This is a genomic window from Citrobacter sp. wls710, assembly GCF_005281115.1.
Taxonomy (GTDB): Bacteria; Pseudomonadota; Gammaproteobacteria; order Enterobacterales; family Enterobacteriaceae; genus Citrobacter; species Citrobacter werkmanii.
The window spans coordinates 181235-192754 of record NZ_SZXD01000029.1 but is presented as its reverse complement, the minus strand read 5'-3'; the positions used below and the strand labels follow the sequence as shown (position 1 = coordinate 192754).

Below are 11520 nucleotides of genomic sequence, written 5' to 3'. Positions count from 1 at the left end.
CAGGTGTCTGGAAATATAGGGGCAAATCCATGTAGCTCCATCCGAATTTGATGATTGCTACCGGTGCAACGGCAACCAGCAGCCACATGAATACGCTTGCTACGAAATAGCCAAAAGCATCTTTCCCTTCGGTTACTCCGCGCATGAAAGCCTGCAGAACAATAACGAACCACAGCAGCATCCAGAGAACGCCAATAATTTTTGCGAGTATCAACATGACGCCATCCCGTAAACCATCATCAGACGTTTTCTCGCATCGCTCTGCATGAACTCATCCACGACTCCATTCTTTGCCGGGTCGTATGGTGCGAACATCTTCGGGTCGTCGCTGTTACGCGGCTTTTTCATCCCCTTCGCTTCCTGGCTACTCAGGTTCGCATCGACAGCGCGTCGTCTGATTTCTTCGTAGCCACCACTTTTCAGCCAGTGCTGATAAGCATCTTCGCCGGTGAATACACCGATTCCCGGAACGCTCCGCAGCTTGCCCATGAAGCGGAGTTTCTTGGCCTCTTCGTAGTACCGGTTACGGCAGATACCAAGCTCCTTGTAAATCAGATCAACCTTGGCTGGCTGGTTGGCTGATACGTAATCGAGAATGCGTTGCTTTAAGCTGTCCATCATGCGGTCCCCTTCGAGCGGTATGAATCCCAGGTGAATGACAGTGTGCAGCCACCACCGTCGCTCATGCGGTCTATGACGCGCTCACCGATGAATGCTGCCAGTTCTTCTTTGGTCTGGTTGCTAATCAGGATGGTTGGCTTCATGCGCTCGTATCTGGTGTTGATGATTTCGAACATGATCAGCTTCTCAGCGTCGCTTCCGAACTGGACCCCTACCTCATCGATGATCAGCAGGTCTGGCTTGGTGAAGTAGCGGATCACATCGTCTTCAGTGCGCGTTGAGCCCTTCGACCAGGTTGATTTGTACTCTCTGGCGATTTTTAGGGCTGTGGTGAATACAGCCGAGCTTTGATGCTCAGCAATGGCGATCCGAGCGATACCAAAAGCGAGATGGTTCTTACCGGTTCCAGGCTTGCCACACATTACGAGTCCACCACCTTTCTTCAATCGCTCAGGCCATCGGTTAGCGTACGCCTGGCAGACTTTCAGAACGCGTTGAGCATCGTCGTTTACTGGCTCGTAGTTCTGTAGGGTGCAGAACAAAAAACGGCTTGGTATGTCTAACGCCTCCATCAGCATTTCGATATTTCTCTTGCGAGATGCCTCATCGATGCGAATTTTTTCAGCCTGTAGTTCGATTAGCTCATCCCGAATGCAACCAGGGCAACGAGACGGAACGGTTGGTATTTTTATGTGCGTAGTCGATACGCGTCGGCGCTGTTGGAACGGTCCATGTATTTCGCAGGTGGCATCATCAAACTCAACAGTGCTGTTTGGAATTTCTAACGGTGGCTGTGATAGCTCTGAAAGCATCTTTTCCAGAGAGAAAATCTTTTCGTCCAGTGTCATGTTCACTCCTGAGCCCAGGATGGGATTTCAGTTTTTCCGTAGTCCTTCGACGCAAAACCTTCAGACTGAAGGCCATTAGCAACCTTGCGTACCGGTCTGGATAGCGCTTGCTTGTTCTGGTAGCTGAGTTTCTGGCTAGCAGTGATAAACCAGTTCTTTGGCTTCTCATGGCTAAATTCGATATCCAGCTTTTCCAGTTCGTACTTCAGGTCAATGTTCGGATACAGGCGTTTCCAGGCTTCGTAGTCCTTGTGGTTTAACCGAACGATATTTCCTTCGAATGCATAGCGACTTGAAATTTTATGGACATCAGCCTCAGACCCTTCGCAAGTCGCGTCAGCGGCTTGGGTGTTAGAAAGGGAATCAGTATGAGGGATGAGGGAATCAGGAATCAGGTTAAGGGAATCAGCAGGATTTAAATTGTTCTCTACTGGTTCTTGTACTGTTCTTGCATAGTGCTTTTCTGGTGCTCCATTGTTTTCAATTACTTGAGTTGCTTCAGCATCATTCTTGTCTTCATCTTTGTCGTCCTTGCACTGTTCTTGTCCGGTGCTGTCATTGTTCTCTACTGGTTCTGGTATCTCACTAGCAGCTTCTTTGCAGTGAGGGTTCTGGTGCTTCTTCCAGTTATTTATTTGGATGTATGAGTCGCCATTTACCTGATAGCGGTTGATGAATTTGTGGCTGTGAAGCTGCTGAAGCAGATCATTACAGTCCACATCGTCAAAAGGCAGAACCATTGCTTTGACTTTCTTTGGGCGATCATCCAATCGCCCTTCTTTGTCAGCTATAGTCCACAACCCGGCAAAAAGGAGGCGGGCATATGGAGAACACTCGGCTAATTCATCATTGGTGAAAAAGCCTGGTTTGATATTTCTTGAACGTGCCATTTAGCCACCTTTAGTACGGGAGTTCTTCTTGAGCTTCACGAATGCGTTCAGACACCCACTCCTTGAACGTTGTCCAGTTAGGTACTGTTTTCGCAAACTCGGTAAGTTCATCGAGATCTAAATCGTATGAAAGCCATGCCTTGAGATAACTCATCACATGGTTTTGATTGATATATATTCGGTTTTTAAGGATTCCTCTGATGTATAGAATCCTTTGTTCTTCTGGAGGCTTTCTTTTTGTCGCTGCTATGCGAGGGATGTACTCAAAGAATTCACCAGTAAGCTCATGAGTTATTTCTTGGGTAAGTTTTTTGTCTGCGGCAAGTTCGATCGCATCGAGGATTTCTTCAACCTTGTATATTCGAAGCCATCTCTTGATTGATTTTCGTCCATTGTCGTTGACGGTAAATGGCGCAATGCAATCTTCAATTTTGGTAACGACGATATCAATAACATCGTCTTTCAGGCTTTTAAGGCCATCTCGCCATTGGATCATCATCTCCAGTTGCTCTCGCTTGGTATTAAGCTCCTGGAGTTGCTGCCTTTGCTTTTCCATTATTGAGTGGTCATTGAGCAGCTTGTCACTTTTACCGCCATTGCAACTATCGCAAGAAGTGACAAGGTTCATCATGTCATTATCGCCGCCCTTGCTTACCGGGTTGATATGGTCGACATGAAGGATGACATCTGGCGCAGAATTCCCGCAGTACTGGCATTTGAAGCCATCGCGCTTGAAAACCTCAAACCGTATTTTCTTGGTAATGCCAGAACGAACCTTTTTTACCTGGTCTGGCGAAGGTTTTTTTGCCATAATTAACTCCGCAAATAGTTGTTAAAAATCCATCGTGATTTGATCAGAACGCTCTGTTACCGCAGGGCGTTTTTTCTTTGTGAGCACCGCAGCTACTTCTCTTGCCAACCGCGCCATATCGTCATCAACGACACCCCACTCCAGAACTGCCAGCAGCATTGCCATCTTCGGCAGCCACGTTTCTTTCCAGCGGGTTATCTGTGCTTTATCAACGCCGATCTCTTTAGCTACGTTGTTGCCACCTTTCATAGCGATACGGTTAAGCAACCATGACTCAATGCGACGGGCATTGACCTTGTTGCGGTTAATTGAGTTTTCCATTTGTTAAATTCCTTGGTGTTGAAATAGTTAAATAGGCCCATGCGCAGACACGCATAGCCATTAAGACTTGTTGTTTTGAATCGCCCTTTTTCAGGGCTAGATGTGATAAGAGCGGGTGTTGCTTAGGCTGCCATATACCGATGCGGGTAGAGAATCTGCATCTCTGAGATCTTCCCTTCGAAGAACTTGGATAGCTTTTCAGCTGTCTCCAGAGATGTAACCTGCATACCGCGTTCAATTCGGCTCAGGTTGCCTACATCAATTTCTGTCATTTTGGAAACCTCAGAAATTGTCAGACCTTTCTCTACGCGCATTTTTCTAAGTGGTGTACACATATTGCACCTCCATAATGCGTTAGACGCATATTAATCCATCCGCAAATTTTGCGCAAGGCGCTTTGCGAAGGACGCATAAATGTTTTCTAATGAAGATATGAAAGTAGGTGAAAAGATAAGACTTCTTAGGAAGAAAAATAAATACACATTGAATGAGATGGCGCTTCTTGTAGATAGCGACGTCGGTAACCTTTCACGCCTTGAGCGTGGGATTCAAGGGTATAGTGATCAGCTCCTAAGAAAAATAGCGAAAGCTCTCGATGTTCCTGTAGCTGTACTATTCTCTTCCGATGACGAGGAAAATACTGTAGATTCATACAGTGTAGATTCCCTAAACAGTCGAGAGGAAAAGGATGTGTATAGGGTTGATGTTCTTAACGTTTCCGCCAGCGCAGGCAATGGATCGCCATCAAAAGATATTGTGGAGGTTGTCCGATCAATTGAGTATGACGTTGACCAGGCTAAGTCTATATTTGGCAGCATCCCTCAAAAATCGGTGAAGCTTATCAACGTTCGCGGCGATAGCATGCAAGGAACCATTGAGCCAGGCGATTTGATTTTTGTGGATATCAGAGTCAATTACTTCGATGGAGATGGTATTTACGTTTTTGATTTCAACGGTGACACTTTCGTCAAGCGCCTTCAAAAAGTTAAAAATGATCTGTTCGTTATCTCGGACAATCCAAAGTATAGAGAGTGGAGCATAAGCCCTGAAGAGGCTGCGATGCTTCATGTGTCTGGTAGGGTAATGCTAAGCCAGTCGCAGCAGTTCCGCAGACACGGTTAACACATAATCGCATACCAACAACCCGCTCCGGCGGGTTTTTTTGTGCCTTAAGCAATATCTGTAAATTTTTTATTCCTTTTGAATCATACGCATAAATTAATTTAAAGCGTAAATCCACTTTTTGCTGTAAATATGCGCTTGACGCATTTGCGCATAACGCATACATTAAACCCATCAGCAGGACGCACTACTCACCAGGACGGTGAAGCTCTTAAAAATCTGGCGCTGAAAAAGCGCAGCATTCAAAGCAGAAAGCTTTGGGCAAGCGTGTCGTGGAGCTTAGGCCTGGCAACATACGGGCCGGACTGAGAAGCGACTTGAAATCCGGGGATTGAAATAGTCACCGGCGCTTGCACCAAAGCTAACTGACAGGAGATCCACAATGGATGCACAAGCACGCCGCCGCGAACGCCGCGCAGAGAAACAGGCCGAATGGAAAGCTGCCAATCCCCTGTTAGTTGGGGTAAGCGCTAAGCCAGATAACCGCCCCGTTCTGTCGCTGACTCGCAAGCCGAAATCACGCGTAGAAAGCGCTGTGAACCCTATTGATTTAACGGTGCTGGCTGAGTATCGGGAAGAGATGGAAAAACGCGCTGAAGCTGTTGAGCGCAAGAATCATCGCACCTGGTACAAAGATGCTAACCCGTTCGGAAACAAAATCCATGCGGTGCAGAAATCCAGCGGCAAATCGACGCCACTGATTTAATCGGTTACGGCGCGTTAATTAACTTATGAGGTGAGGGTATGTCTTCAGCACGATTAACAAATGCTTTCCGGGAGCGCATTGCAAAGAACGCGCTGATCAAATCAGGTGTCATTGCAGAGCTTGAGGCGCTACAGGTTAAGCGGCAAGAAATAGCTCGTGACGCCAGGGTATTTGCTCTCGGCGGGAAAGAGAAAGCTGAAAATCTTGATCGTCTGTACGAGAAATTCGAGCAAATTGAAAAGGAGTTAACTGATTCAGGAGTTTCTATCTACAGCCCCGGCGGAAAGCACCAGTCAATTTGCATCTCAATAGGCGGAAGGCGACTTGGATGGTGCTCATATGGCGAAGATAACGAAGGTAAAACCTTCGAGCTTCTCACCCCAGAAAGAGAACGATGCCTGTTTGCCGCAGAACATGAAATAACTACCCGTTTCGATGAAGTTTTTGCAGCGGAAGCGAAACTGGAAGCCCGCAAAAAAGATATCGAAACCACTGTCTGGGCGGCGCTGAATTCAGTGACAACCATCAAGCGCCTGATTGAAGTGTGGCCTGAAAGCAAAGAGCTGATCCCCGACGGCGTGGATACCGCTAAGCAAACACTTCCGGCGTTAAAGGTTGAAGACCTAAACCGGCTTATTGGACTTCCAACAGAGCAGGTCGCTTAGGCGGCCTTTTTATTAGCTCACGATACAAACAGAGGGTAAGGCGATGGAAGAGAGTCAAAGTTTCGAAGATGCAGTTAAGCCGGTTATCAAATGGCTTAACGATAACGCTAATCCACATGCAGTTATCGTCGTTGAGGTTGATGGCGCTGTTCTGTATTCGGGGGAGCGATCGGTAGTAACGGATGAATTCATCAAAGACTGACTGAAATTTAAGACCCGCTACGGCGGGTTTTTTTATTGCTCATACCTCAGCGGCTTCTCAGAGGACGCTCAGTTATGAATAGCGGCTATCCACCGCTTACCAACATTCTGCATTAATAAAGTTTGCATGCAGAGGTCTTTAGCTCAGCGGCGCGGCTTAAGCGCGGAGATGATTATGAAAACTAACCAGACAGTACCAAAAAACGGCCGAGCAGTTCCTATGCGTAACGACCGCACCGGCGCAGCATGGCTGGTCTCCTTTGATTATCGCGATGGAACTTACTGGCATGAGCCGCAGGGAAATCTGCGCAATATTCGTCGACCATATGCGTCGCTATCTGTTGAGCCAAATCTGGTGCCGGCGGGGACTCATTGATGGGAACTCTATTCGCACTTGTAATGACCGTAGCAATGACAAATGGCGAGTATCACGACGTAATTCTCGGTGTTTACGACAGCCATCAGGAATGTCAACAAGCGGCATCTGAACAAAATGTTTCAGCAGACTGCTGGCCTGTTGAAGGGATTCTTCGCAACGGTGAGTTCCCAGCGCAGGAAGTAGCGCAGAAGTAACCACATCCAATCCAAAACCATTCCCCCTACTCGTCCTGCTATCGCAGACGGGAAGCGCACAACCAAATTTCAGGAGTCAATCATGCCTCTCGCTAGAACAGTGAAAGAGAGTCAATTGCAACGACGACTCAGCACACAGAAAGCTCTCTGGTATCGCCATAAAGGTGATCGCAATGGAATGAGAGCATATCTGAACTTGTCGAGAATCGAAGTTCTTAATCAGCGTTATTTCTTGGGCGGATGCCCGTTCTGAGGAAATTATGGAACAGAAAAAAGTTTACGCTGCAATCAGCGGAGTTGCTTCTGCGCTTGCTGAGCAAGGCATCAGGAAAGAGAAAAAACAAGGCAGCCAGGTTAACTATGCGTTTCGCGGAATCGACGACATATACAACGCACTGGCTCCTGAGCTGGTAAAGAATAAGCTCCTGATTCTACCTCGATATACCGAACGAACATGTGTAGAGCGAACCAGTAAAAGCGGTGGTGCTCTTTTTTATATCACGGTTCGTGGCGACTTCGATTTCGTCAGCACTGAGGACGGCAGCATCCACACGGTAACCACCTACGGCGAAGCGATGGACAGCGGCGATAAAGCGACTAACAAGGCCATGTCGATCGCCTACAAATACGCAGCGTTTCAGGCGTTCTGCATACCTACAGAAGAAACTGCGATTGATGCCGATGCAGAAGTTCACCACTTAAAACCGGCTGATGCAGACCAGATTCTGGCTGAATTTACTCAGTACGCTGGCGCTGAGAACGACAGTAAAAAGCTCCAGGAACAGTACGCATCAACATGGCAACGCCTTAACGGATGGCCTGACCACCAGGCTAAATGCAAAGACGTTACCGGCATTCGAATCAGAGAACTAAAACAGGCGGCATAACCGCCTCTCCTATCTAACAGCGGGCGGCATCGCCGTTATCGATATGACTCCAGAAACTATCCTCAGAATTTTGCGCAAGGACGCGCGGAACAACATCACTTCGTTCCATAGATGGCAGACAGCAAAAGGCGCTCTTGGTCATACAGCTGGAATTACCCTTAATTACCACGAGCCATATTACGAGGGATGGGCACCTAACTTAGAGATGCAACAAACATTCATCTCGGGCCCGGCGCTGGACCAGATACAACAACACCTGGTCGCTGAGGAATGGGGAAACGGAACGATCGGCGGCTGTGTGTATCGCCTTAAGGAGAACCAATGAGCGAACTTTGGCAACCCTTTGAAAACCTCTTTCTGCACGAGGTTGGGATGAAGATGTCCCGCTCAGAAATAGCAGAAAAGCTTGAGCGTTCCGAATCGGCAATCACTCGCCAGGCATCACGTATCGGCGCACCACTAATCAGCAAGATGACCGGAAGACCATGGACACCCGCCGAACTTCATCTCTTTGGCAGGTTCTCAGTGGAAGAGATAGCCACGGCAACTGGTCGCTCCATTTACTCAGTCAGAAGCAAGCGTGACGCACTGGCCCGCTCCGGAGGATTAACTATGCGTGAATGGTCAACGGAAGAGTTAGCAATACTCATGCGCTACACCAACGCAGAAGTATCAGAGATTACCGGTCGGAGTATCGAAGAGGTCGGAGATAAGCGGATGCAGGTGAATATTGAGCGGAATGGATGGGATAACAGGGATCCAGAGCGGGAGGAAGCATGAGTGACTTTGGAGGATCAACAACACCACAGGATGAAAAGGATTGCTGGCAGACGCCATTGTGGGTATTCGACGCGCTGGATATTGAGTTTGGCTTCTGGCTGGATGCCGCTGCAAGCGATCTCAACTCGCTGTGTGCACACTATTTCACTGAACGCGACAATGCCCTGAATCGTGAGTGGGAATCATACGGATCAATCTGGTGTAACCCTCCCTATTCCGATATCTCTCCTTGGGTAGCAAAGGCCGCCGAGCAGTGTTCTGAACAACGACAACCGGTAGTGATGTTGCTTCCTGCGGATATCTCGACAGGCTGGTTCAGCACAGCAATGCAAACCGCTGATGAACTTCGTCTGATTACCGATGGACGCATAAGTTTCGTGCCAGTTACTGAAGGCGGTAAGCGCAAGAGCAATCCAAAGGGATCGGTTCTGTTTATCTGGCGACCATTCATCAAACCACGACGCATTATCACTTCCGTTTCGCTTGCAGAGCTAAAGCGGATCGGCGCAAGGGAGGCAGCATGAAAATTTACATCGCCGGGCCAATGAGCGGATTAGTCGAATTTAACCGCCCCGCTTTCATGTTTACCGCGGCTAAGTTAACAGGAAGAGGCCATACAGCGCTAAACCCGGCAATTCTTCCTGATGGGCTTTCACAGGCTGAATACATGGACATCTGCCTGGCAATGCTGCGATGCGCTGACGTTATTTACCTGCTTAAAGGTTGGGAGTCTTCACCAGGCGCAAGAGCGGAGAAAGCGTTAGCCGAGAAATTGGAATTGCAGGTCATCTATCAGGAAGAGGATCGAGCCGCATGACGCTAACCAAACGAATCACAAGGTCGCTAATGCGGCCTTTTTATTTTCTCGCGTTCACCTTCAACCGAATTAACCGACAGTTCATGGAGCACTGACTATGAGTGAAAAATTACGAATTGAACTTGGCGATAAGTACGTCGTCACCGGGTCTGCGCATGACCTGATTCTTAATGAGAAGAAGATTTCCAAGGAAGGTAAAAATGCCGGTCAGGAAGTGCTTTCTCGCCTTGGTTACTACAGCAAGTTTGAGCATCTGGTGCGTGAATTAATGCACAAAGAGATTCTGGAATCCGAAGCTCAGACACTGACTGAATTACGCGACCACATTTATCAACTCAGCGAGAGGCTTGGTAAGGCTGTTGGACTATGACATCAGAAATCATCGATCAGGCCAGCGATCTCGAAGAGATGATGCGCGACCATGCTATTCAGGCTCACAGACTCAACCACTCAGCAGTATCAGCAACGCACTGTGTTGAGTGCGGGGACAAGTTACTTGATGCTCGCAGGAAAGCGTATCCGGGATGCACGATGTGCGTCGAATGCCAGGGTGAGATGGAATTGCGTAAGAAGATTGGGAGGATGTGATGAAAGAGCGCGGAATGATATTTAACAGCGAGATGGTTCGCGCCATTCTCGACGGGCGTAAGACGCAGACGCGGCGGATTATGGCGATTCAGCCAGAGCATTCAGATCTGGGATTGCGCCGGGTGATTGACTACAAAAATGGTAGAGATAACGGAAAATATTTTTGGTCGCAGTCCGGTGCGTGCGGCCTAAAGATGCGTTCAAAAGTGTTCGGTTGTCCTTATGGAGAAGTTGGCGATCGCATCTGGGTTCGAGAGACGTGGGGAGTCGTCAGCCACGAACTGGACGAGGATGGTCGAATCCAGCCATGGACGCCAGACAGACCGGCTACAGCCATTCACGAAATGCCGTTTGGCAATGGTTATTACTCTGGCCACGCCATTTACGCCGCTGATGGAGAGTTTACATGGGGAGATGACGACGGCTATGAAGATGGTCGTTCGTGTTGGAAACCATCTATCCATATGCCGCGCGAAGCAAGCCGCATTCTTCTGGAAATCACTGGCGTCCGCGTGGAGAAGCTTAACGCTATCAGCGAAGAGGATGCGAGAGCAGAAGGGATTATTGACGGTGGCTGTCTCAATTGCGGTGAACCTGAACCATGCGGTTGCGCTAATCCAGAGCCTGACGCGACAGATGCTTTCGCCTACCTGTGGCAATCAATCTATGGACAGGAAAACTGGAACGCTAACCAATGGGTTTGGGTTATTGAGTTTAAGGTGGTACACAATGTTCAGGATAATCCAGCCTAATACCTGGTACGCTGATCCCCACGGCGCGCCATGCAAAATCCTCCGCGCTACCCACGAAGTAATCCACTACATCCGCAACGGTCGCACCTGCATCGCCAGCATGGGCCGCTTTCAGCATGAATTCGAGCCGCTGACCAAAGTACAGGCCGAGCGTATCGCCGAAGAAATCGAAACAGCAGAACACTTAAAACGCCTCCGCGCTATGCGGGCGGCATGAGGGATAACAATGTCAGATCAAAGCAAATTTTACGATTACTACATGGTGGAAGGCGATGACGTGAAATCGCTGATTGATGGATATGAGGAAATCAGTAAACAAAGAAACGCCATTCTTCCTAATGCAGTAGGAAAGGTTGGCGCTATCGCATGGACAACATCAAGCGGATGGGGTGGTGGAGGTGGATTGCTCAGTGGCTTTGTGTGGGAAAAGGGATATGAATTCCCCTGCCCCATGACCATTAAGCGAGAAGAAATGTTTGATGGTAAGCGCGTAGTCCTTGGTCGAGGAAAAGGAAATACGAAAGAAGGCAGGGCTTACAACAAAGTTCTCGACGCCGTGAAGGAAGAGGCAAATAACAAGCTTAAATCACTTCCTGAGTGGAATGACTACATAGTCAATCATTACGGAATTATGCGCACGGGTATTGGTGGTCAGTCTGGCAGAGGTTTCGGATTTGCCATGTTATCCACATATGGAGGAAAGCACTCTGAGCGCGATGATTGCCTTGTTTTTGCAATACCTAACGATAAAGAAGAACGGCACGGAGAGGTAGTGATACCGGATAACTTCAAGAAGATTACCTACGGCCAATTTTACGACATCGTTAATCATCAACATGAATGACGCAACTGATAGCCAGTTATGAGCTGGCTATTGGGTGCGAATGCACTGCCACGTTATCCCCCATTTGCCCGGCCATAGTGCCGGGCTTCTTTTT

General features: G+C 48.3%; 22 protein-coding genes. 15 read left to right on the top strand and 7 right to left on the bottom strand.

All coding sequences use genetic code 11. The features are described from left to right. The 7 genes from FDX14_RS12830 to FDX14_RS12800 all read right to left on the bottom strand — a co-directional run. Positions 1 to 217 (bottom strand): hypothetical protein (locus tag FDX14_RS12830; RefSeq protein ID WP_137349651.1); only part of this gene is annotated, 217 nt, incomplete at its 3' end. After that, a complete protein-coding gene (locus FDX14_RS12825; protein ID WP_137349650.1) occupies positions 211 to 621 on the bottom strand; it encodes a hypothetical protein in 411 nt (136 codons plus the stop codon). The genes FDX14_RS12825 and FDX14_RS12830, both read right to left, overlap by 7 nt. Then, positions 618 to 1469 (bottom strand): ATP-binding protein, encoded by an 852-nt coding sequence (locus FDX14_RS12820; protein WP_137349649.1) that lies wholly within the window; start codon positions 1467 to 1469, stop codon positions 618 to 620. The genes FDX14_RS12825 and FDX14_RS12820 overlap by 4 nt, the downstream gene beginning before the upstream one ends. Positions 1470 to 1471: 2 nt before the next feature. Then, on the bottom strand, positions 1472 to 2359 hold the full coding sequence (locus FDX14_RS12815) for a hypothetical protein (RefSeq protein WP_137349648.1): 888 nt from the start codon (positions 2357 to 2359) through the stop codon (positions 1472 to 1474). A gap of 10 nt (positions 2360 to 2369) precedes the next feature. Next, entirely contained in the window at positions 2370 to 3170 is an 801-nt protein-coding gene (locus tag FDX14_RS12810; RefSeq protein WP_137349647.1) for an HNH endonuclease, read from the bottom strand. 21 nt (positions 3171 to 3191) lie between these two features. Beyond that, positions 3192 to 3491 (bottom strand): CII family transcriptional regulator, encoded by a 300-nt coding sequence (locus FDX14_RS12805; protein ID WP_137349646.1) that lies wholly within the window; start codon positions 3489 to 3491, stop codon positions 3192 to 3194. Between the two features lie 122 nt (positions 3492 to 3613). Next, positions 3614 to 3826, bottom strand: a complete 213-nt coding sequence (locus FDX14_RS12800; RefSeq protein WP_048224852.1) for a helix-turn-helix domain-containing protein — start codon at positions 3824 to 3826, stop codon at positions 3614 to 3616. A gap of 97 nt (positions 3827 to 3923) precedes the next feature. Here FDX14_RS12800 and FDX14_RS12795 point away from each other — a divergent pair, with 97 nt between their 5' ends. From FDX14_RS12795 to FDX14_RS12730, 15 genes are all read left to right on the top strand, one after another. Further along, complete coding sequence (locus tag FDX14_RS12795; protein ID WP_048225836.1) at positions 3924 to 4613, top strand: XRE family transcriptional regulator; 690 nt, start codon at positions 3924 to 3926, stop codon at positions 4611 to 4613. Between the two features lie 382 nt (positions 4614 to 4995). Next, complete coding sequence (locus FDX14_RS12790) at positions 4996 to 5319, top strand: antitermination protein N (RefSeq protein ID WP_137349645.1); 324 nt, start codon at positions 4996 to 4998, stop codon at positions 5317 to 5319. A 38-nt stretch (positions 5320 to 5357) separates the two neighbouring features. After that, positions 5358 to 5984 carry an Nmad5 family putative nucleotide modification protein gene (locus FDX14_RS25185; RefSeq protein WP_170973590.1) on the top strand — a complete coding sequence of 209 codons (627 nt, stop codon included), beginning with the start codon at positions 5358 to 5360 and terminating at the stop codon, positions 5982 to 5984. Positions 5985 to 6027: 43 nt separating this feature from the next. Further along, positions 6028 to 6186 carry a hypothetical protein gene (locus FDX14_RS25180; protein WP_170973589.1) on the top strand — a complete coding sequence of 53 codons (159 nt, stop codon included), beginning with the start codon at positions 6028 to 6030 and terminating at the stop codon, positions 6184 to 6186. Positions 6187 to 6405: 219 nt separating this feature from the next. Continuing rightward, positions 6406 to 6561, top strand: coding sequence for a hypothetical protein (locus FDX14_RS25175; protein WP_170973588.1), 156 nt, complete (start codon positions 6406 to 6408; stop codon positions 6559 to 6561). Continuing rightward, a complete protein-coding gene (locus FDX14_RS12780) occupies positions 6561 to 6758 on the top strand; it encodes a DUF1482 family protein (RefSeq protein WP_137349644.1) in 198 nt (65 codons plus the stop codon). The genes FDX14_RS25175 and FDX14_RS12780 overlap by 1 nt, the downstream gene beginning before the upstream one ends. A gap of 260 nt (positions 6759 to 7018) precedes the next feature. Then, on the top strand, positions 7019 to 7645 hold the full coding sequence (locus FDX14_RS12775) for an ERF family protein (RefSeq protein ID WP_046401533.1): 627 nt from the start codon (positions 7019 to 7021) through the stop codon (positions 7643 to 7645). 321 nt (positions 7646 to 7966) lie between these two features. Then, entirely contained in the window at positions 7967 to 8425 is a 459-nt protein-coding gene (locus FDX14_RS25435; RefSeq protein WP_252182531.1) for a hypothetical protein, read from the top strand. Next, positions 8422 to 8949: a phage N-6-adenine-methyltransferase gene (locus FDX14_RS12760; RefSeq protein ID WP_137349643.1), complete on the top strand. Its 528-nt coding sequence runs from the start codon at positions 8422 to 8424 to the stop codon at positions 8947 to 8949. Before FDX14_RS25435 ends, FDX14_RS12760 begins: the two co-directional genes overlap by 4 nt. Beyond that, on the top strand, positions 8946 to 9242 hold the full coding sequence (locus FDX14_RS12755) for a DUF4406 domain-containing protein (RefSeq protein WP_137349642.1): 297 nt from the start codon (positions 8946 to 8948) through the stop codon (positions 9240 to 9242). Before FDX14_RS12760 ends, FDX14_RS12755 begins: the two co-directional genes overlap by 4 nt. Before the next feature lie 97 nt (positions 9243 to 9339). After that, positions 9340 to 9612, top strand: coding sequence for a DUF5405 family protein (locus FDX14_RS12750; RefSeq protein WP_071701032.1), 273 nt, complete (start codon positions 9340 to 9342; stop codon positions 9610 to 9612). After that, complete coding sequence (locus tag FDX14_RS12745; protein ID WP_137349641.1) at positions 9609 to 9830, top strand: TraR/DksA family transcriptional regulator; 222 nt, start codon at positions 9609 to 9611, stop codon at positions 9828 to 9830. Before FDX14_RS12750 ends, FDX14_RS12745 begins: the two co-directional genes overlap by 4 nt. Then, entirely contained in the window at positions 9830 to 10582 is a 753-nt protein-coding gene (locus tag FDX14_RS12740) for an ASCH domain-containing protein (RefSeq protein WP_137349640.1), read from the top strand. Before FDX14_RS12745 ends, FDX14_RS12740 begins: the two co-directional genes overlap by 1 nt. Continuing rightward, positions 10560 to 10799, top strand: a complete 240-nt coding sequence (locus FDX14_RS12735) for a DUF4222 domain-containing protein (RefSeq protein ID WP_137349639.1) — start codon at positions 10560 to 10562, stop codon at positions 10797 to 10799. Before FDX14_RS12740 ends, FDX14_RS12735 begins: the two co-directional genes overlap by 23 nt. A gap of 9 nt (positions 10800 to 10808) precedes the next feature. Beyond that, positions 10809 to 11426 (top strand): Eac protein, encoded by a 618-nt coding sequence (locus FDX14_RS12730; RefSeq protein WP_137349638.1) that lies wholly within the window; start codon positions 10809 to 10811, stop codon positions 11424 to 11426. The last annotated feature ends 94 nt before the right edge of the window (positions 11427 to 11520 follow it).